Source organism: Pseudomonas sp. HN2-3 (assembly GCF_020691745.1).
Taxonomy (GTDB): Bacteria; Pseudomonadota; Gammaproteobacteria; order Pseudomonadales; family Pseudomonadaceae; genus Aquipseudomonas; species Aquipseudomonas capeferrum.
In genome coordinates, this window is the sequence record NZ_CP085704.1 from 142,394 (window position 1) to 167,475 (window position 25,082).

At 60.3% G+C, this 25,082-nt stretch carries 1 protein-coding gene; it reads left to right on the forward strand.

Annotated features, from left to right (window positions below):
* Positions 1-419 precede the first annotated feature (419 nt).
* Positions 420-24,935: a retention module-containing protein gene (locus tag LJX93_RS00690; protein WP_227696641.1), complete on the forward strand. Its 24,516-nt coding sequence runs from the start codon at positions 420-422 to the stop codon at positions 24,933-24,935.
* Positions 24,936-25,082: the final 147 nt, after the last annotated feature.

Consider the following 25,082-nt stretch of genomic DNA (forward strand, 5'->3'; position numbering starts at 1 on the left):
GCAAGGATTGTGCTTGTGAATAGGTGGCGGCTAGGGTGATGGGAAGAACGGTAAACAGTGAAGCACGCATTTTTGGCGAGTTCTCGAAAGCGCTGTTGTCCTGAATCACGGTTCAAGCTTTTCAGGGCCAGGAAAATGGCGCCAGAACTGACCGATGGGCGGGCTTCCGACCGGCCCTGGATTAGTACTAAAGGAAGGGGTGGCAAAGGTGCAAATATCAATGTGACATTACATTGCCGATTGTTTAGGATGGCGAGTATAAGGTCAATAGTTTGGCAGATAGTTAATTCCAAACAGTTATAGACGTAATTTTGACGTCAAATCCTCATCATATTAATCGACACAGATCCGCCTGAAGTGGCTTACAACAGCGCCGCTCTGGCAGGGAAGTACCCTAACCGGGTCACACGGAGAGTCCAATGAGCAGCGTTGTAGCCATCGTCAAAAGCATTGTCGGCCAGGTTATTGCGGTATCCCCAGAGGGCATCCGGCGTGTACTCATCGAAGGTGATCGCCTGTTGGCGGGTGAGGAAGTACTCACCGGCCCGGGCGGCGCGGTAACGCTCGAGCTGGCCGATGGTCGCCTGCTCGACCTGGGCCGTGACAGCCAGTGGAGCGCGGATGCGCCCTACAGCAGCACCGACCTGGGCCAGGCCACTGCGCAGGCTGCACCGTCGGTCGAAGAGCTGCAGCAGGCAATCGCTGCGGGTGTCGACCCGACTACCGAGCTTGAAGCCACGGCAGCAGGCCCGGCAGCGGCGGGCGGTGGTGGCGCGCTGGGGGGTGGCCACAGCTTTGTCATGCTTGAGGAGACAGCGGGCAGGGTCGACACGAGCATCGGTTTCCCTACCGGCCCATTAGGCTTTGCCGCGGCGCTGGAGTCTGAAGACGTTGGCGCGCTGGACACCAGCAACAGCAATCAGCAGGTCATACCGCCCACCACGCCGACCGATGTCTCCACCGCGCTTGTCCTCAACGCCACCCCTTCCATCTCCGAAGCGGGTGGCGTAATCGTTTATACCGCGACAGTTGGCCAGGCGCCGACGTCCAACCTGGTCGTGACCCTGTCCAACGGAGCGGTGATCGTCATTCCGGCAGGGCAGACCAGCGGTAGCGTCAATGTCACCATCCCGGCGAATGACACGCCGTATATCGACGGCGGGCAGATCTCGACGACCGTGACGGGTGCCACCGGGGGGAACGGTCTGATAGTGACCCTGCCGCAAACGCCGGCGGTTACGCAGATTACCGATACTATCGACACCACCACTGCGACCCTGACCGCCAACCCTTCGGTGACCGAAGGTGGCGTGATCACTTACACCGTGACCCTGAGCAACCCTGCCCAGACTCCGGTTACCGTGACCCTGTCGAACGGCCAGACCATCACCGTCGAAGCCGGCAAGACCCAGGGCAGCGTTGACTTCCAGACCCCGGATAACGATGTCTACAGCAACGGCTCGACTGTCACTACCACTATCACCGGCGCTACCGGCGGTAACTTCGAGCAACTGACGCCGAACCCGACCCCGGCGCAGACCACGATCAACGACTCGGTCGACAACACTACTGCGACCCTGACCGCGAATCCTTCGGTAACCGAAGGCGGCGTGATCACTTACACCGTGACCCTGAGCAACCCTGCCCAGACGCCTGTCACCGTGACCTTGTCGAATGGCCAGACCATCACTGTCGAAGCTGGCAAGACTCAAGGCAGCGTTGATTTCCAGACCCCGGACAACGACGTCTACAACAACGGCTCGACCGTCAGCACCACTATCACTGACGCCACTGGCGGCAACTTCGAGCAACTGACGCCGAACCCGACCCCGGCGCAGACCACGATCAATGACTCGGTCGATGTGACCACTGCGACCCTGACCGCGAACCCTTCGGTAACCGAAGGTGGCGTGATCACTTACACCGTGACCCTGAGCAACCCTGCCCAGACGCCTGTCACCGTGACCCTGTCGAATGGCCAGACCATCACCGTCGAAGCCGGCAAGACTCAAGGCAGCGTTGATTTCCAGACCCCGGACAACGACGTCTACAACAACGGCTCGACCGTCAGCACCACTATCACTGACGCCACTGGCGGCAACTTCGAGCAACTGACGCCGAACCCGACCCCGGCGCAGACCACGATCAACGATTCGGTCGACACCACCACCGCAACTCTGACCGCTTCGCCAAGTGTGACTGAGGGCGGCGTGATCACGTACACCGTGACCCTGAGCAACCCTGCCCAGACTCCGGTTACCGTGACCTTGTCGAACGGCCAAACCATCACTGTTGAAGCCGGCAAGACCCAAGGCAGCGTTGACTTCCAGACCCCGGACAACGACGTCTACAGCAACGGCTCGACTGTCACTACCACTATCACCGGCGCTACCGGCGGTAACTTCGAGCAACTGACGCCGAACCCGACCCCGGCGCAGACCACGATCAACGACTCGGTCGACAACACTACTGCGACCCTGACCGCGAATCCTTCGGTAACCGAAGGCGGCGTGATCACCTACACCGTGACCCTGAGCAACCCTGCCCAGACGCCTGTCACCGTGACCTTGTCGAATGGCCAGACCATCACTGTCGAAGCTGGCAAGACTCAAGGCAGCGTTGATTTCCAGACCCCGGACAACGACGTCTACAACAACGGCTCGACCGTCAGCACCACTATCACTGACGCCACTGGCGGCAACTTCGAGCAACTGACGCCGAACCCGACCCCGGCGCAGACCACGATCAACGATTCGGTCGATGTGACCACTGCGACCCTGACCGCGAACCCTTCGGTAACCGAAGGTGGCGTGATCACTTACACCGTGACCCTGAGCAACCCTGCCCAGACGCCTGTCACCGTGACCTTGTCGAATGGCCAGACCATCACTGTCGAAGCTGGCAAGACTCAAGGCAGCGTTGATTTCCAGACCCCGGACAACGACGTCTACAACAACGGCTCGACCGTCAGCACCACTATCACTGACGCCACTGGCGGCAACTTCGAGCAACTGACGCCGAACCCGACCCCGGCGCAGACCACGATCAATGACTCGGTCGATGTGACCACTGCGACCCTGACCGCGAACCCTTCGGTAACCGAAGGTGGCGTGATCACTTACACCGTGACCCTGAGCAACCCTGCCCAGACGCCTGTCACCGTGACCCTGTCGAATGGCCAGACCATCACTGTCGAAGCTGGCAAGACTCAAGGCAGCGTTGATTTCCAGACCCCGGACAACGACGTCTACAACAACGGCTCGACCGTCAGCACCACTATCACTGACGCCACTGGCGGCAACTTCGAGCAACTGACGCCGAACCCGACCCCGGCGCAGACCACGATCAATGACTCGGTCGATGTGACCACTGCGACCCTGACCGCGAACCCTTCGGTAACCGAAGGTGGCGTGATCACTTACACCGTGACCCTGAGCAACCCTGCCCAGACGCCTGTCACCGTGACCCTGTCGAATGGCCAGACCATCACCGTCGAAGCCGGCAAGACTCAAGGCAGCGTTGATTTCCAGACCCCGGACAACGACGTCTACAACAACGGCTCGACCGTCAGCACCACTATCACTGACGCCACTGGCGGCAACTTCGAGCAACTGACGCCGAACCCGACCCCGGCGCAGACCACGATCAACGATTCGGTCGACACCACCACCGCAACTCTGACCGCTTCGCCAAGTGTGACTGAGGGCGGCGTGATCACGTACACCGTGACCCTGAGCAACCCTGCCCAGACTCCGGTTACCGTGACCTTGTCGAACGGCCAAACCATCACTGTTGAAGCTGGCAAGACCCAAGGCAGTGTCGACTTCCAGACTCCGAACAACGACGTCTACAACAATGGCTCGACCATCACTACCACCATCACAGGCGCTACCGGCGGTAACTTCGAGCAGCTGACGCCGAATCCGACCCCGGCGCAGACCACGATCAACGATTCGGTCGACACCACCACCGCAACTCTGACCGCTTCGCCAAGTGTGACTGAGGGCGGCGTGATCACGTACACCGTGACCCTGAGCAACCCTGCCCAGACTCCGGTTACCGTGACCTTGTCGAACGGCCAAACCATCACTGTTGAAGCCGGCAAGACCCAAGGCAGCGTTGACTTCCAGACCCCGGACAACGACGTCTACAACAACGGCTCGACCGTCAGCACCACTATCACTGACGCTACCGGCGGTAACTTCGAGCAGCTGACGCCGAATCCGACCCCGGCGCAGACCACGATCAACGATTCGGTCGATGTGACCACTGCGACCCTGACCGCCAATCCTTCGGTCACCGAAGGTGGCGTGATCACCTACACCGTGACCCTGAGCAACCCTGCCCAGACTCCGGTTACCGTGACCCTGTCGAACGGCCAGACCATCACCGTCGAGGCCGGCAAGACCCAAGGCAGTGTCGACTTCCAGACTCCGAACAACGACGTCTACAACAATGGCTCGACCATCACTACCACCATCACAGGCGCTACCGGCGGTAACTTCGAGCAACTGACGCCGAACCCGACCCCGGCGCAGACCACGATCAACGATTCGGTCGATGTGACCACTGCGACCCTGACCGCGAACCCTTCGGTAACCGAAGGTGGCGTGATCACTTACACCGTGACCCTGAGCAACCCTGCCCAGACGCCTGTCACCGTGACCCTGTCGAATGGTCAGACCATCACCGTCGAAGCCGGCAAAACCCAGGGCAGCGTTGACTTCCAGACCCCGGATAACGACGTCTACAACAACGGCTCGACTGTCACTACCACCATCACCGGTGCTACCGGCGGCAACTTCGAGCAACTGACGCCGAACCCGACCCCGGCGCAGACCACGATCAACGATTCGGTCGATGTGACCACTGCGACCCTGACCGCCAATCCTTCGGTCACCGAAGGTGGTGTGATCACCTACACCGTGACCCTGAGCAACCCTGCCCAGACGCCTGTCACCGTGACCCTGTCGAACGGTCAGACCATCACCGTCGAAGCCGGCAAAACCCAGGGCAGTGTCGACTTCCAGACCCCGGACAACGACGTCTACAACAATGGCTCGACCGTCAGCACCACTATCACTGACGCCACTGGCGGCAACTTCGAGCAACTGACGCCGAACCCGACCCCGGCGCAGACCACGATCAACGATTCGGTCGATGTGACCACTGCGACCCTGACCGCCAATCCTTCGGTCACCGAAGGTGGCGTGATCACCTACACCGTGACCCTGAGCAACCCTGCCCAGACTCCGGTTACCGTGACCCTGTCGAACGGCCAGACCATCACCGTCGAGGCCGGCAAGACCCAAGGCAGCGTTGATTTCCAGACCCCGGATAACGATGTCTACAACAATGGCTCGACTGTCAGCACGACCATCACTGACGCCACTGGCGGTAACTTCGAGCAACTGACGCCGAACCCGACCCCGGCGCAGACCACGATCAACGATTCGGTCGATGTGACCACTGCGACCCTGACCGCCAATCCTTCGGTCACCGAAGGTGGCGTGATCACCTACACCGTGACCCTGAGCAACCCTGCCCAGACTCCGGTTACCGTGACCCTGTCGAACGGCCAGACCATCACCGTCGAGGCCGGCAAGACCCAAGGCAGCGTTGATTTCCAGACCCCGGATAACGATGTCTACAACAATGGCTCGACCATCACTACCACCATCACAGGCGCTACCGGCGGTAACTTCGAGCAGCTGACGCCGAATCCGACCCCGGCGCAGACCACGATCAATGACTCGGTCGATGTGACGACTGCGACCCTGACCGCGAATCCTTCGGTCACCGAAGGTGGTGTGATCACCTACACCGTGACCCTGAGCAACCCTGCCCAGACGCCTGTCACCGTGACCCTGTCGAATGGTCAGACCATCACCGTCGAAGCCGGCAAAACCCAGGGCAGCGTTGACTTCCAGACCCCGGATAACGACGTCTACAACAACGGCTCGACTGTCACTACCACCATCACCGGTGCTACCGGCGGCAACTTCGAGCAACTGACGCCTAACCCGACTCCAGCGCAGACCACGATCAATGACTCGGTCGATGTGACGACTGCGACCCTGACCGCGAATCCTTCGGTCACCGAAGGTGGTGTGATCACCTACACCGTGACCCTGAGCAACCCTGCCCAGACGCCTGTCACCGTGACCCTGTCGAATGGTCAGACCATCACCGTCGAAGCCGGCAAAACCCAGGGCAGCGTTGACTTCCAGACCCCGGATAACGACGTCTACAACAACGGCTCGACTGTCACTACCACCATCACCGGTGCTACCGGCGGCAACTTCGAGCAACTGACGCCTAACCCGACTCCAGCGCAGACCACGATCAATGACTCGGTCGATGTGACGACTGCGACCCTGACCGCGAATCCTTCGGTCACCGAAGGTGGTGTGATCACCTACACCGTGACCCTGAGCAACCCTGCCCAGACGCCTGTCACCGTGACCCTGTCGAACGGTCAGACCATCACCGTCGAAGCCGGCAAGACCCAAGGCAGCGTTGATTTCCAGACCCCGGATAACGATGTCTACAACAATGGCTCGACTGTCAGCACGACCATCACTGACGCCACTGGCGGTAACTTCGAGCAACTGACGCCGAACCCGACCCCGGCGCAGACCACGATCAACGATTCGGTCGATGTGACCACTGCGACCCTGACCGCCAATCCTTCGGTCACCGAAGGTGGCGTGATCACCTACACCGTGACCCTGAGCAACCCTGCCCAGACTCCGGTTACCGTGACCCTGTCGAACGGCCAGACCATCACCGTCGAGGCCGGCAAGACCCAAGGCAGCGTTGATTTCCAGACCCCGGATAACGATGTCTACAACAATGGCTCGACCATCACTACCACCATCACAGGCGCTACCGGCGGTAACTTCGAGCAGCTGACGCCGAACCCGACCCCGGCGTCGACTGTAATCAATGACAGTATCGATACCGTCACCGTAAGCATCGTCAGCAACGGCAACGTGACTGAAGATCAGCAGCCATCCTTTACCGTAAAAGTGAGCCAGGCGCTGGACCGTCCGCTGACCGTAACGCTGTCGAACGGCGAAACCGTCACCATCGAGGCAGGCAAGACCGAAGTCGAGTACAAGACTCCGGCCCAAGGCGATGACGTAATCAAGGACGCCGGCTCTGTGACGTTGAGCGTCACCGGCGCCACTGTCGCGGGTGCTACCTTCGAGAATCTGGCCATCGGCGGCCCGGCGACCGTTGAAGTTTCGGACACCGTCAGCGAAGTCGTTGCAACTTTGACTGTGGACAAGGCAACCGTGGCCGAAGGTGGCCAGGTGACCTACACCGTCACGCTGACCAACGCACAGGGCCTGTCTGTCACTGAGCACGGCGCGCTGACCTTCACCCTGACCGACGGTACAAAAGTCACGATTCCGGCCAACAGTGCTTCCGGCACTGCGACCATCACGGTTCAAGATGACGTGTACGTCGGCGGTCAGGGCGCTGTCGCCAACAAGCTTGAGTCGGTATCGGGCGCAGACAACTTCGAGAAGCTGACTTTGGGTGGTGATAGCGTCACCACTTCTGTGACGGACGAGCCAGGTTCGGGCACCCCAGGCACCGGCAACGAAGGCGACCTGGTCAGGGTCACCATCACCGCCGACCAGGTTTCGGTCGCCGAGAACGTGAAGCCGACCTTCACCGTTCACATCAATACCGCCCTGACCCACGACCTGGTCGTGACCCTGAGCAACAACGCTACGGTCACTATCAAAGCGGGCGAAACCAGCGCGCCCTACAGCCACGATGCGCAAGGCGACGACGTTTACCAGGACGCCGGTGAGATCAGCCTGGGTATCAAGTCCGCCGTCGATGTCGATGGCCGTGCTTTCGAGAACCTGCAGCTGGGTGATGCCGCGTCGGTCAAAGTCACCGACACCACCGACGAAGTCATCGCCAAGCTGACCGCTACGCCTTCGGTCACCGAAGGAGGCGAGATTACGTACACCGTCACCCTGACCAACAAAGACGGTTTGCCAATCAACAACCACTCGCCGCTCTACTTCACCCTGAGCGACGGCAAAACGGTCATCACAGTGCCAGCCAACGGCACCGTCGGTACGGCCACTGTTACTGCTCCGGATAATGTCTACGTGGGCAGCAACACCCCGGTAGAGCAGAGCCTGCAATCGGTCAGCGGCGCAGACGCGTGGAAGTTCGAGCAACTGACCTTGGACAAGACCCCGGTCAGCACTACGGTTACCGACGAGCCAGGTACTCCGGGCAACGAAGGCGACGTGGTCAAAGTCACCATCACCGCTGACCAGGTATCGGTCGCCGAGAACGTCCAACCGAGCTTCACCGTTCACATCAACACCGCCCTGGACCACGACCTGGTCGTGACCCTGAGCAACAATGCCACCGTCACCATCAAGGCTGGCGAAACCAGCGCGCCATACAGCCACGATGCGCAAGGCGACGACGTTTACCAGGACGCCGGTGAGATCAGCCTGGGTATCAAGTCCGCCGTCGATGTCGATGGCCGTGCTTTCGAGAACCTGCAGCTGGGTGATGCCGCGTCGGTCAAAGTCACCGACACCACCGACGAAGTCATCGCCAAGCTGACCGCTACGCCTTCGGTCACCGAAGGAGGCGAGATTACGTACACCGTCACCCTGACCAACAAAGACGGTTTGCCGATCAACAATCACTCGCCGCTGTACTTCACCTTGAGTGACGGTAAAACGGTCATTACCGTCCCGGCCAACAGCACCACCGGTTTCACCACCGTTACTGCACCAGACAACGTTTATGTCGGCACTAACGCCCCGGTTGAGCAGAGCTTGCAAGCGGTCAGCGGCGCAGACGCCTGGAAGTTCGAACAACTCACCTTGGACAAGACCCCGGTCAGCACCACGGTGACCGACGAGCCAGGTACCCCAGGCAACGAAGGTGATCTGGTCAAGGTCACTATCACCGCTGACCAAGTCTCGGTTGCCGAGAACGTGAAGCCGACCTTCACCGTTCACATCAACACCGCGCTGGCGCACGACCTGGTCGTGACCCTGAGCAACAATGCCACGGTTACCATCAAGGCCGGTGAAACCAGCGCGCCGTACGCTCACGACGCGCAGGGCGACGACGTTTACAAAGATGCCGGTGAGATCAACTTGGGCATCAAGTCCGCCGTCGATGTAGACGGTCGTGCCTTCGAAAACCTGCAGTTGGGCGATGCGGCGTCGGTCAAAGTCACCGATACCACCGACGACGTGGTTGCCAAACTGACCGCTACCCCTTCGGTGACCGAAGGTGGCGAGATCACCTACACCATCACGCTGACCAACAAAGACGGTCTGCCGATCGACAAACACTCGGCCCTGACTTTCACCCTGAGCGACGGCACCACCGTCATTACCGTGCCGGCCAACAGCACTGTTGGCACTGTCACTGTCACTGCTCCGGACAACGACTACGTCGGTGCGAACGACCCAGTGATCAAGTCGATCGCTTCGGTTGATGGCGCTGATGTCGGTAAGTTCGAGAACCTGGTTCTGGACAAAACCCCAGTCAGCACCGCTGTCACCGACGAGCCAGGTACTCCGGGCAACGAAGGCGATCTGGTCAAGGTCACCATCACGGCCGATCAGGTTTCGGTTGCCGAGAACGTGAAGCCGACCTTCACCGTCCACATCAACACCGCGCTGGCGCACGACCTGGTCGTGACCCTGAGCAACAATGCCACGGTTACCATCAAGGCCGGTGAAACCAGCGCGCCGTACGCTCACGACGCGCAGGGCGACGACGTTTACAAAGATGCCGGTGAGATCAACTTGGGCATCAAGTCCGCCGTCGATGTAGACGGTCGTGCCTTCGAAAACCTGCAGTTGGGCGATGCGGCGTCGGTCAAAGTCACCGATACCACCGACGACGTGGTTGCCAAACTGACCGCTACCCCTTCGGTGACCGAAGGTGGCGAGATCACCTACACCATCACGCTGACCAACAAAGACGGTCTGCCGATCGACAAACACTCGGCCCTGACTTTCACGCTGAGCGACGGCACCACCGTCATTACTGTGCCGGCCAACAGCACCTCGGGCTTCGTCACCGTTACTGCGCCTGACAACGTCTACACCGGTACCAACGACCCAGTGATCAAGTCGATCGCTTCGGTTGATGGCGCTGATGTCGGTAAGTTCGAGAACTTGGTTCTGGACAAAACCCCAGTCAGCACCGCTGTCACCGACGAGCCAGGTACTCCGGGCAACGAAGGCGATCTGGTCAAGGTCACCATCACGGCCGATCAGGTTTCGGTCGCAGAGAACGTGAAGCCGACCTTCACCGTCCACATCAATACCGCCCTGGCCCACGACCTGGTCGTGACCCTGAGCAACAACGCCACCGTCACCATCAAGGCTGGCGAAACCAGCGCGCCGTACAGCCACGATGCACAGGGCGACGACGTCTACAAAGATGCTGGTGAGATCAGTCTGGGTATCAAGTCCGCCGTCGATGTCGATGGCCGTGCCTTCGAGAACTTGCAGCTGGGTGACGCGGCGTCGGTCAAAGTCACCGATACCACCGACGATGTCATTGCCAAACTGACTGCTACCCCTTCGGTGACCGAAGGTGGCGAGATCACCTACACCGTCACCCTGACCAACAAAGACGGTCTGCCGATCGACAACCACGCGCCGTTGTACTTCACACTGAGTGACGGCAAAACGGTCGTCACTGTGCCGGCCAACAGCACCTCGGGCTTCGTCACCGTTACCGCGCCTGACAACGTTTACGTTGGGACCAACGCGCCGGTAGAGCAGGGCCTGCAAGCAGTCAGCGGCGCTGATGCGTGGAAGTTCGAGAACCTGGTTCTGGACAAGACCCCGGTCAGCACTACGGTCACCGACGAGCCGGGTACACCAGGCAACGAAGGCGACGTGGTCAAAGTCACCATCACTGCTGACCAGGTCTCGGTTGCCGAGAACGTCAAACCGACCTTCACCGTCCACATCAACACCGCGTTGGCGCACGACCTGGTCGTGACCCTGAGCAACAATGCTCAGGTCACCATCAAGGCGGGCGAAACCAGCGCGCCGTATAGCCACGACGCGCAGGGCGACGACGTCTACAAAGACGCCGGCGAAATCAGCCTGGGTATCAAGTCCGCCGTCGATGTCGAAGGTCGTGCCTTTGAAAACCTGCAGCTGGGCGATGCGGCGTCGGTCAAAGTCACCGACACCACCGACGACGTGGTTGCCAAGCTGACCGCCACACCGTCGGTCACCGAAGGTGGTGCAATCACTTACACCATCACCCTGACCAACAAAGATGGTCTGCCGATCGATAAACATTCGGCGCTGACCTTCACCCTGAGCGATGGCACCACGGTCATCACCGTGCCAGCCAATGGCACCTCGGGCTTTGTGACTGTCACTGCTCCGGACAACGTTTACACCGGCACCAACGACCCAGTGATCAAGTCGATCGCTTCGGTTGATGGCGCCGATGTTGGCAAGTTCGAAAACCTGGTCCTGGACAAGACCCCGGTCAGCACCGCTGTCACCGACGAGCCAGGCTCTGGCACTCCAGGCACTGGCAACGGTGGCGACTTGGTCAAGGTCACTATCACCGCTGACCAGGTCTCGGTTGCCGAGAACGTGAAGCCAACCTTCACCGTCCACATCAACACCGCGCTGGCGCACGACCTGGTCGTGACCCTGAGCAACAATTCCACCGTCACCATCAAGGCCGGTGAAACCAGCGCGCCGTACGCTCACGACGCGCAGGGCGACGACGTTTACAAAGATGCCGGTGAGATCAACCTGGGCATCAAGTCGGCAGCCGACATCGATGGCCGTGCCTTCGAGAACCTGCAACTGGGTGATGCCGCGTCGGTCAAAGTCACCGATACCGCCGATGACGTGGTGGCCAAGCTGACTGCTACGTCTTCGGTGACCGAAGGTGGCGAGATCACCTACACCGTCACCCTGACCAACAAAGACGGTCTGCCGATCGACAACCACTCGCCGTTGTACTTCACCCTGAGTGACGGCAAAACGGTCATCACTGTGCCGGCTAACAGCACCAGCGGTTTCACCACCGTGACTGCACCGGACAACGTCTACGTCGGCACCAACGCACCGGTTGAGCAGAGCTTGCAAGCAGTCAGCGGCGCTGATGCGTGGAAGTTCGAGAACCTGGTTCTGGACAAGACCCCGGTCAGCACTACGGTCACCGACGAGCCGGGTACACCAGGCAACGAAGGTGATGTGGTCAAGGTCACTATCACCGCAGACCAGGTTTCGGTCGCAGAGAACGTGAAGCCGACCTTCACTGTGCACATCAACACCGCCCTGGCGCACGACCTGGTCGTGACCCTGAGCAACAATGCTCAGGTCACCATCAAGGCCGGTGAAACCAGCAGCGAACCTTACACCCACGACGCGCAGGGCGACGACGTCTACAAAGACGCCGGTGAAATCGGCTTGGGTATCAAATCGGCGGTCGATGTTGACGGTCGGACCTTTGAAAACCTGCAGCTGGGCGAGGCGGCGTCGGTCAAAGTCACCGATACCACCGACGATGTCATCGCCAAGCTGACCGCTACGCCTTCGGTGACCGAAGGTGGCGAGATCACCTATACCGTTACGCTGACCAACAAAGACGGTCTGCCGATCGACAACCACTCGCCGTTGTACTTCACCCTGAGTGACGGCAAAACGGTCATCACTGTCCCGGCTAACAGCACCAGCGGTTTCACCACCGTGACTGCACCGGACAACGTCTACGTCGGCACCAACGCACCGGTTGAGCAGAGCTTGCAAGCAGTCAGCGGCGCTGATGCGTGGAAGTTCGAGAACCTGGTTCTGGACAAGACCCCGGTCAGCACTACGGTCACCGACGAGCCGGGTACACCAGGCAACGAAGGTGATGTGGTCAAGGTCACTATCACCGCAGACCAGGTTTCGGTCGCAGAGAACGTGAAGCCGACCTTCACTGTGCACATCAACACCGCCCTGGCGCACGACCTGGTCGTGACCCTGAGCAACAATGCTCAGGTCACCATCAAGGCCGGTGAAACCAGCAGCGAACCTTACACCCACGACGCGCAGGGCGATGACGTCTACAAAGACGCCGGTGAAATCGGCTTGGGTATCAAATCGGCGGTCGATGTTGACGGTCGGACCTTTGAAAACCTGCAGCTGGGCGAGGCGGCGTCGGTCAAAGTCACCGACACCACCGACGATGTTATCGCCAAGCTGACCGCTACCCCTTCGGTGACCGAAGGTGGCGAGATCACCTATACCGTTACGCTGACCAACAAAGACGGTCTGCCGATCGATAACCACGCGCCGTTGTACTTCACCCTGAGTGACGGCAAAACGGTCATCACTGTCCCGGCTAACAGCACCAGCGGTTTCACCACCGTGACTGCACCGGACAACGTCTACGTCGGCACCAACGCACCGGTTGAGCAGAGCTTGCAAGCAGTCAGCGGCGCTGATGCGTGGAAGTTCGAAAACCTGGTCCTGGACAAGACCCCGGTCAGCACCTCTGTCACCGACGAGCCGGGTACTCCAGGCAACGAAGGCGATCTGGTCAAGGTCACCATCACCGCCGATCAGGTCTCGGTCGCAGAGAACGTGAAGCCGACCTTCACCGTTCACATCAATACCGCCCTGGATCACGACCTTGTCGTGACCCTGAGCAACAACGAAGTTGTGACCATCAAGGCCGGCGAAACCAGCGCGCCGTACAGCCATGCTGCGCAAGGCGACGACGTCTATAAGGACGCCGGTGAAATCAGCCTGGGCATCAAGTCCGCCGTCGATGTAGACGGTCGCGCCTTCGAGAACCTGCAGCTGGGCGACGCGGCGTCGGTCAAAGTCACCGATACCACCGACGATGTCATCGCCAAGCTGACCGCTACCCCTTCGGTGACCGAAGGTGGCGAGATCACCTACACCATCACGCTGACCAACAAAGACGGTCTGCCGATCGACAAGCACTCGGCCCTGACCTTCACCCTGAGCGACGGCACCACCGTGATCACCGTGCCAGCCAATGGCACCTCGGGCTTTGTGACTGTCACTGCACCGGACAACGTTTACACCGGCACCAACGACCCAGTGATCAAATCGATCGCCAGCGTCGACGGCGCTGATGTCGGCAAGTTCGAGAACCTGGTTCTGGACAAGACGCCGGTCAGCACTGCTGTTACCGACGAGCCTGGTTCGGGCACCCCAGGCACTGGCAACGGTGGCGACCTGGTCAAGGTCACCATCACCGCTGACCAGGTCTCGGTTGCCGAGAACGTGAAGCCAACCTTCACCGTCCACATCAACACCGCGCTGGCGCACGACCTGGTCGTGACCCTGAGCAACAACGCCACCGTCACCATCAAGGCGGGCGAAACCAGCGCGCCGTATAGCCACGACGCGCAGGGCGACGACGTCTACAAAGACGCCGGCGAAATCAGCCTGGGTATCAAGTCCGCCGCCGATGTCGATGGCCGTGCCTTCGAGAACTTGCAGCTGGGCGACGCGGCGTCGGTCAAAGTCACCGACACCACTGACGATGTCATTGCCAAGCTGACCGCTACCCCTTCGGTGACCGAAGGTGGTGCGATCACCTACACCATCACGCTGACCAACAAAGACGGTCTGCCGATCGACAAGCACTCGGCCCTGACCTTCACGCTGAGCGACGGCACCACCGTGATCACCGTGCCAGCCAATGGCACCTCGGGCTTTGTGACTGTCACTGCTCCGGACAACGTTTACACCGGCACCAACGACCCAGTGATCAAGTCGATCGCTTCGGTTGATGGCGCCGATGTCGGCAAGTTCGAGAACCTGGTTCTGGACAAAACCCCAGTCAGCACCGCTGTCACCGACGAGCCAGGCTCGGGCACCCCAGGCACTGGCAACGGTGGCGACTTGGTCAAGGTCACCATCACGGCCGATCAGGTCTCGGTTGCCGAGAACGTGAAGCCGACCTTCACCGTCCACATCAACACCGCGCTGGCGCACGACCTGGTCGTGACCCTGAGCAACAACGCCACCGTCACCATCAAGGCGGGCGAAACCAGCGCGCCGTATAGCCACGACGCGCAGGGCGACGACGTCTACAAAGACGCCGGCGAAATCAGCCTGGGTATCAAGTCCGCCGCCGATGTCGATGGCCGTGCCTTCGAGAACTTGCAGCTGGGCGACGCGGCGTCGGTCAAAGTCACCGACACCACTGACGATGTCATTGCCAAGCTGACCGCTACCCCTTCGGTGACCGAAGGTGGCGAGATCACCTACACCATCACGCTGACCAACAAAGACGGTCTGCCGATCGATAAACATTCGGCGCTGACCTTCACGCTGAGCGACGGCACCACCGTGATCACCGTGCCAGCCAATGGCACCTCGGGCTTTGTGACTGTCACTGCACCGGACAACGTTTACACCGGCACCAACGACCCAGTGATCAAGTCGATCGCTTCGGTTGATGGCGCCGATGTCGGCAAGTTCGAGAACCTGGTTCTGGACAAAACCCCAGTCAGCACCGCTGTCACCGACGAGCCAGGCTCGGGCACCCCAGGCACTGGCAACGGTGGCGACTTGGTCAAGGTCACCATCACGGCCGATCAGGTCTCGGTTGCCGAGAACGTGAAGCCGACCTTCACCGTTCACATCAACGCTGCCCTGGACCACGACCTGGTCGTGACCCTGAGCAACAATGAAGTTGTGACCATCAAGGCTGGCGAAACCAGCGCACCGTACAGCCACGCTGCACAGGGCGAAGACGTCTACAAAGATGCTGGTGAGATCAGTCTGGGTATCAAGTCCGCCGCCGATGTCGATGGCCGTGCTTTCGAGAACTTGCAGCTGGGCGACGCGGCGTCGGTCAAAGTCACCGACACCACTGACGATGTCATTGCCAAGCTGACCGCTACCCCTTCGGTGACCGAAGGTGGCGAGATCACCTACACCATCACGCTGACCAACAAAGACGGTCTGCCGATCGATAAACATTCGGCGCTGACCTTCACCCTGAGCGATGGCACCACGGTCATCACCGTGCCAGCCAATGGCACCTCGGGCTTCGTGACTGTCACTGCTCCGGACAACGTTTACACCGGCACCAACGATCCAGTGATCAAATCGATCGCCAGCGTCGACGGCGCTGATGTCGGCAAGTTCGAGAATCTGGTTCTGGACAAGACTCCGGTCAGCACTGCTGTTACCGACGAGCCTGGTTCGGGCACCCCAGGCACTGGCAACGGTGGCGACCTGGTCAAGGTCACCATCACCGCTGACCAGGTCTCGGTCGCTGAAAACGTTAAACCGACCTTCACCGTGCACATCAACGCTGCCCTGGACCACGATCTGGTCGTGACCCTGAGCAACAACGAAGTTGTGACCATCAAGGCCGGCGAAACCAGCGCGCCGTACAGCCATGCTGCACAGGGCGACGACGTCTACAAAGACGCCGGCGAAATCAGCCTGGGCATCAAGTCGGCAGCAGACATCGACGGCCGTGCCTTCGAGAACCTGCAGCTGGGCGATGCGGCGTCGGTCAAAGTGACTGACACCACCGACGACGTTGTGGCCAAACTGACCGCTACTCCTTCGGTCACCGAAGGCGGTGCGATCACCTACACCATCACATTGACCAACAAAGACGGTCTGCCGATCGACAAGCACTCGGCCCTGACTTTCACCCTGAGCGACGGCACCACGGTCATTACTGTGCCGGCCAACAGCACCTCGGGCTTCGTCACCGTTACTGCGCCTGACAACGTCTACACCGGCACCAACGACCCAGTAATCAAGTCGATCGCTTCGGTTGATGGCGCTGATGTTGGCAAGTTCGAAAACCTGGTCCTAGACAAGACCCCGGTCAGCACCGCTGTCACCGACGAGCCAGGCTCTGGCACTCCAGGCACTGGCAACGGTGGCGACTTGGTCAAGGTCACTATCACCGCTGACCAGGTCTCGGTTGCCGAGAACGTGAAGCCAACCTTCACCGTCCACATCAACACCGCGCTGGCGCACGACCTGGTCGTGACCCTGAGCAACAACGCCACCGTCACCATCAAGGCGGGCGAAACCAGCGCGCCGTATAGCCACGACGCGCAGGGCGACGACGTCTACAAAGACGCCGGCGAAATCAGCCTGGGTATCAAGTCCGCCGTCGATGTCGACGGTCGTGCCTTTGAAAACCTGCAGCTGGGTGATGCGGCGTCGGTCAAAGTCACTGACACCACCGACGACGTGGTGGCCAAACTGACCGCTACTCCTTCGGTCACCGAGGGCGGTGCGATCACCTACACCATCACGCTGACCAACAAAGACGGTCTGCCGATCGATAAACATTCGGCCCTGACCTTCACGCTGAGCGACGGCACCACGGTCATTACTGTGCCGGCCAACAGCACCAGCGGTTTCGTAACCGTGACTGCTCCGGACAACGTTTACACTGGTACCAACGATCCAGTGATCAAATCGATCGCCAGCGTCGACGGCGCCGATGTCGGCAAGTTCGAGAACCTGGTTCTGGACAAGACGCCGGTCAGCACTGCTGTTACCGACGAGCCTGGTTCGGGCACCCCAGGCACTGGCAACGGTGGCGACCTGGTCAAGGTCACCATCACTGCCGACCAGGTCTCGGTCGCTGAAAACGTTAAACCGACCTTCACCGTTCAGATCAACGCTGCCCTGGCCCACGACCTTGTCGTGACCCTGAGCAACAACGCCACCGTCACCATCAAGGCTGGCGAAACCAGCGCGCCGTACAGCCACGCTGCACAGGGCGACGATGTCTACAAAGATGCCGGTGAGATCAGCCTGGGCATCAAGTCGGCAGCAGACATCGACGGCCGTGCCTTCGAGAACCTGCAGCTGGGCGATGCGGCGTCGGTCAAAGTCACTGACACCACCGACGACGTGGTGGCCAAGCTGACTGCAACGCCTTCGGTCACCGAAGGTGGTGCGATCACCTACACCATCACCCTGACCAACAAAGACGGTCTGCCGATTGATAAACATTCGGCCCTGACCTTCACGCTGAGCGACGGCACCACGGTCATTACTGTGCCGGCCAACAGCACCTCGGGCTTCGTCACCGTTACTGCGCCTGACAACGTCTACACCGGCACCAACGACCCAGTAATCAAGTCGATCGCTTCGGTTGATGGCGCTGATGTTGGCAAGTTCGAAAACCTGGTCCTGGACAAGACCCCGGTCAGCACCGCTGTCACCGACGAGCCAGGCTCTGGCACTCCAGGCACTGGCAACGGTGGCGACTTGGTCAAGGTCACTATCACCGCTGACCAGGTCTCGGTTGCCGAGAACGTGAAGCCAACCTTCACCGTCCACATCAACACCGCGCTGGCGCACGACCTGGTCGTGACCCTGAGCAACAACGCCACCGTCACCATCAAGGCGGGCGAAACCAGCGCGCCGTATAGCCACGACGCGCAGGGCGACGACGTCTACAAAGACGCCGGCGAAATCAGCCTGGGTATCAAGTCCGCCGTCGATGTCGACGGTCGTGCCTTTGAAAACCTGCAGCTGGGTGATGCGGCGTCGGTCAAAGTGACTGACACTACCGATGACGTGGTGGCCAAACTGACTGCAACGCCTTCGGTCACCGAAGGTGGTGCGATCACTTACACCATCACCCTGACCAACAAAGACGGTCTGCCGATCGACAAGCACTCGGCCCTGACTTTCACCCTGAGCGACGGCACCACGGTCATTACTGTGCCGGCCAACAGCACCTCGGGCTTCGTCACCGTTACTGCGCCTGACAACGTCTACACCGGCACCAACGACCCAGTGATCAAGTCGATCGCTTCGGTTGATGGCGCCGATGTCGGCAAGTTCGAGAACCTGGTCCTGGACAAGACCCCGGTCAGCACTACGGTCACTGACGAGCCAGGTACTCCGGGCAACGAAGGCGATCTGGTCAAAGTCACCATCACTGCCGACCAGGTCTCGGTCGCTGAAAACGTTAAACCGACCTTCACCGTCCACATCAATACCGCCCTGGATCACGACCTTGTCGTGACCCTGAGCAACAACGAAGTTGTGACCATCAAGGCCGGCGAAACCAGCGCGCCGTACAGCCATGCTGCGCAAGGCGACGACGTCTATAAGGACGCCGGTGAAATCAGCCTGGGCATCAAGTCGGCAGCAGACATCGACGGCCGTGCCTTCGAGAACCTGCAGCTGGGCGATGCGGCGTCGGTCAAAGTCACCGATACCACCGATGACGTGGTGGCCAAGCTGACCGCTACTCCTTCGGTCACCGAAGGCGGTGTGATCACCTACACCATCACCTTGACCAACAAAGACGGTCTGCCGATCGACAAGCACTCGGCCCTGACCTTCACCTTGAGCGACGGCACCACCGTCATCACCGTGCCGGCCAATGGCACTTCGGGCTTCGTGACTGTCACTGCTCCGGACAACGTTTACACCGGCACCAACGATCCAGTGATCAAATCGATCGCCAGCGTCGACGGCGCTGATGTCGGCAAGTTCGAGAACCTGGTTCTGGACAAGACTCCGGTCAGCACCGCTGTCACCGACGAGCCGGGTACTCCAGGCAACGAAGGCGATCTGGTCAAAGTCACCATTACTGCCGACCAGGTTTCGGTCGCTGAAAACGTCAAACCGACCTTCACTGTGCACATCAACACCGCCCTGGCGCACGACCTGGTCGTGACCCTGAGCAACAATGCTCAGGTCACCATCAAGGCCGGCGAAACCAGCGCGCCGTACAGCCACGCTGCACAGGGCGACGACGTCTATAAGGACGCCGGTGAAATCAGCCTGGGCATCAAGTCCGCCGTCGATGTAGACGGTCGCGCCTTCGAGAACCTGCAGCTGGGTGGGGCCGCGTCGGTCAAAGTCACTGACACCACCGACGACGTGGTGGCCAAACTGACCGCTACTCCTTCGGTCACCGAGGGCGGTGCGATCACCTACACCATCACGCTGACCAACAAAGACGGTCTGCCGATCGATAAACATTCGGCCCTGACCTTCACGCTGAGCGACGGCACCACGGTCATTACTGTGCCGGCCAACAGCACCAGCGGTTTCGTAACCGTGACTGCTCCGGACAACGTTTACACTGGTACCAACGATCCAGTGATCAAATCGATCGCCAGCGTCGACGGCGCCGATGTCGGCAAGTTCGAGAACCTGGTTCTGGACAAGACCCCAGTCAGCACCGCTGTCACCGACGAACCAGGCTCGGGCACCCCGGGCACCGGTAACCAGGGCGACAAGGTCGAACTGAGCATCGTTGCCAACCAGGCCTCGGTCTTCGAGAACGAGAAGCCGACCTTTACCGTCAGCATCAAACAGGCCTTGGATCAGGACCTGACCGTACAGCTGACCGAAGGCAAGTCGGTGGTGATCAAGAAGGGCGAAACATCGGCCATCTTCACCCACGACGCACAAGGCGAAGACGTGTACGTCGATGCCGGTTCGCTGACCGTCAGCATCACCGGCACCAGCGTGCCGGATGGCCGTCAGTTCGAGAACCTGGTCGTGAGCAAGCCTTCGGCCTCGGTGGACATCAAGGACACCTCGAACGAAGTCATCGCCAAGCTCACGGCAACCGAGTCGGTTACCGAAGGTGGCTCGATCGTCTACACCGTCACCCTGACCAGCAAGGATGGCCTGCCGGTCAACAACCACGGCGCGCTGACCTTCACCCTGAGCGATGGCAAGACCGTCATCACTGTGCCGGCCAACGGCACCGTGGGTACGGCTACCGTCGCTGCACCGGATAACGTCTACATCGGCCAGAGCTCCGTCAGCCAGACCCTGCAGTCGGTAGGCGGCGCCGGCGCCAGCAAGTTCGAAAACCTGACCCTGGACAAGGCCCCGGCCACCACCACGGTCAACGACGAGCCAGGCGTGGGCACCCCGGGCAGCAACAACCAGGGCGACAAGGTCGAACTGAGCATCGTTGCCAACCAGGCCTCGGTCTTCGAGAACGAGAAGCCGACCTTTACCGTCAGCATCAAACAGGCCTTGGATCAGGACCTGACCGTACAGCTGACCGAAGGCAAGTCGGTGGTGATCAAGAAGGGCGAAACCTCGGCCATCTTCACCCACGACGCACAAGGCGAAGACGTGTACGTCGATGCCGGTTCGCTGACCGTCAGCATCACCGGCACCAGCGTGCCGGATGGCCGTCAGTTCGAGAACCTGGTCGTGAGCAAGCCTTCGGCCTCGGTGGACATCAAGGACACTCAGAACGAAGTCATCGCCAAGCTGACTGCTACCCCTTCGGTTACCGAAGGCGGCGTGATCACCTACACCGTGACCCTGACCAGCAAGGACGGCCTGCCGATCAACAACCACGGCGCGCTGACCTTCACCCTGAGCGACGGCAAAACCATCGTCAACGTGCCGGCCAACAGTGCGACGGGCTTCGTCACTGTGGCTGCACCAGACGACGCCTACATCGGCCAGACCTCTGTCGGCCTGTCTCTGCAGTCGGTAGGCGGCGCCGGTGCCAGCAAGTTCGAGGCGCTGACGCTGGACAAGACCACGGCCACCACCGTGGTCAACGACGAGCCAGGTGTTGGTACACCAGGCACTGGCAACCAGGGCGATGTGACCACCATCGGCATCACCGGCACCACCTCGTTGACCGAAGGCGAAACCGGCCGCTACACGCTGACCCTGAGCAACCCGTCCAAGGCAGAAGTCACCGTTACCCTGACCTACAGCGGCACCGCCAACGGCCAGGATTACACCGCAGTCACCACCGTGAAGATCCCGGCCAACAGCAGCAGCGCCACGTTCGATATCAAGACCCTCGACGACAAGCTGGTTGAGGGTACCGAAAACTTCACCGTCAAGATCGAAACCGCTACCGGTGGCAACTTCGAGAACTTGCAGGTCGATGGCAGCAAGGCGAGCGTTACCACCAACATCCTCGACAACGACCATCTGCCGGTCTCCACTGGCGGTGCGGTCAATGGCGTGGAAGACACCGACTACCTGTTCGCCTGGAACGACTTCAAGGTCACCGATGCCGATGGCAACACCGGCCTGTTCGTGACCATCACCTCGCTGCCGGTCGACGGTAGCCTGAAGTTCTTCAACGGCACCGCGTGGGTCGATGTGACCGTGGGCCAGGTGGTCAGCCAGGCCGATATCGGCAGCAAGTACCTCAAGTTCGTCCCGACGCTGAACCAGTCGGGCACCGATGGCTACGGCGGCTCGGGCGTCGGCAACAAGCAGGCTGACTACGCGCAGTTCAAGTACAAGCCGAACGACGGCACCAACTCGGGCAGCGAAGTGACCATGAAGGTCGACATCAGCCCGGTGGCCGACAAACCGACCCTGAGCTTCGGCAGCAGCGATGTCGAGTCCAAAGGCCTGACCAAGGACGTCTGGACCACCTTGAAAGGCCTGGGCACCGACGGCAACGGCATCACTGGCGATGCGCTGAAAACGGTGTTTGCCAACTCCGGTAATGCCGCCTCCAGCGCCACCACCACCAACGTGCAGTCCGATGGCAGCGTTACGGCTGGCAGCGGTTCGAAAACCTCGGGCCTGCTCTTCCTGGAGGCCGGCAAGACCTACACCTTCAGCGGCATCGCCGATGACAGCATGGTCGTCACCATTGGTGGCAAGACCGTGGTGACCGCGACTTGGGGCGCAGGTGGCCAGATTTCCGGCACCTTCACCCCAACGTCCAGCGGCTACTACCCGATCGAGGTGTACCACGCCAACCAGTCTGGCCCTGGTAGCTATGACCTGAACATCCAGGTGGGCTCCGGTGCTGTCACCGACCTGAGCAGCAGCAACATCCCGATGTACCAGAACGTGACCGAGATGGCCAACGCTGGCCTGGGCGTGTCCGACCTGCACAACGTCAATGGCCAAAGCTACTACGACGGCTACAAGCTTAACGAAGGGCCGGAAGGTGGCTCGGTCAAACTGGTTGGCATCACCACCAACCTGACCGACACCGATGGCTCCGAGACCTTGAGCGTGACCCTCAGCGGCATTCCGAAAGGGACTGTGCTGAGCGATGGTGCGGGCCACACCGTGACTGTCGGCGGTACGCCGGTGGACGTGACAGGCTGGAAACTCAGCGGCCTGACACTGACCCCGCCGGCCTACTACAAGGGCTCGTTCGACATCACCGTCACGTCGACCGCCACCGAAAGCCTCGGCGGCTCGGACAGCATCACCGGCAAGATCCCGGTGACTGTCTACGGCGCCAACTACAAGGCCACGGTGGGCACCTCGGGTGATGACACCATCAATGGCAGCGAAGGCAACGACATCATCGTCGCCGACGTCGCTGGCCTGAACGTGGTGGCGGGCAAGAACTACAACATTGCCTTCATGGTCGACAGCTCGGGCAGTATGAGCACCCAGTCCGTCAATGCCGCCAAGGCGCAGTTGGCTGCGGTATTCCAGACGCTGAAAGCCAGCCTGGGCTCGGATACCTCGGGGACGGTGAATATCTTCATCGCCGACTTCGACACCCAGGTAAACAAGAACGTGGCGGTCAACCTTGCCGATACCGACGCACTGGCCAAGCTTCAGGCGGTGCTGGACTCAATGGTGGGTGGTTCAAGCTACGGCGGTGGTACCAACTATGAGGATGTGTTCAAGACCACGGCCAACTTCTTCAAGAGCACCATGGCTACCGGTAACAGCAGCGCGGAGAACCTGACCTACTTCATCACCGACGGTAAGCCGACCTATTACCAGGCCAATGAGACGACCAATTACCGCCTGTGGAGCGGCGGCAAGTACCTGGATGACGTGGTCAACGTCAACAACTACAAGGTGGGTGACACCTTCAGTGTCTGGGCCGACGCAACGCACAAAGTTGAAATCAATAGCGAAGGCACCCTCAAAGTGCTGACCTACACAGAAAACCGTTGGGGCAGCCTGGTGCTTGATTCCACCCGCACTGTCGGGACGATTCATGCTCAAGGGGATGGCACCTACGAGTTCTCCGGCCTGGGCGGTACCGGTTATGCCGATTCCTGGAACTACTGGGATTCGGCGAACAACACCTCTGCCAGCTTCGCCCTGTTGGGCGGGACTAACGGCGTAAGCAAGGTCCAGGCAATTGGTTTGAACAACGATGTCAGCCTGACCGACCTGAAGCCATACGACAGCGCCGGCAAGCCGCAGGCCAATATCGACCCATCCAACCTGGCCAGCGCGATCCTCGGGCATTCCGAGGCGACCCTGCCAGGCGCCGACAAGGTCGATGGCGGCAACGGCAACGACATCATCTTCGGTGACCTGATCAGCCTCAACGGTGTCGTCAGCGAGGGCTACCAGGCCCTGCAGGCGTACGTTGCGCAGAAGAGCGGTGTCGAGGCCAGTGCCATCACCACCAACAACGTTCACCAATACATCACCGAGCACTACACCGAGTTCGATATCTCCGGCGCCAACGACGGCAAGGACTTCCTGTCGGGCGGCAATGGCAACGATATCCTCTTCGGCCAAGGCGGCGATGACACCCTCGATGGTGGCAGAGGTAACGACATCCTCCTGGGCGGTACTGGCAAGGACATCCTGATCGGTGGCCAGGGCGACGATATCCTCATCGGCGGTAGCGGTGCCGACACCTTCGTGTGGAAGTCGGGCGACCTCGGCAATGACGTGATCAAGGACTTCAAGGTGGCCGAAGGCGACCGTATCGACCTGAAGGATCTGCTTCAGTTCGAGAAGGGCAGCACCATCGACAACTACTTGAAGATCACCACGGTGGACGGCTCCTCGACGCTGCAGGTCAGCAGCGAAGGCAAGCTCAACGCCGCCGGTGGCCTGGCCAACGCCGATGTGACGATCAAGCTGGAAGGGGTGAACTGGTCCAATACCTCGATCAACTCGTTGATCAGCGGTGGCGACCCGACCATCCGTATCGACAACAAGGACAGCTGATGCCCAGCCCACCCGGGCGGTCTGTATGACCGCCCGGGTGGGCGCCGGCTCTTTCCTGCCTTCCCGTGACAGCGCATACTCCTGCGCCGGGCCTGCGCGCCCGGAAATCTTTGCCTATGCTGCTGTCTACCAACAAGGAATCAACGT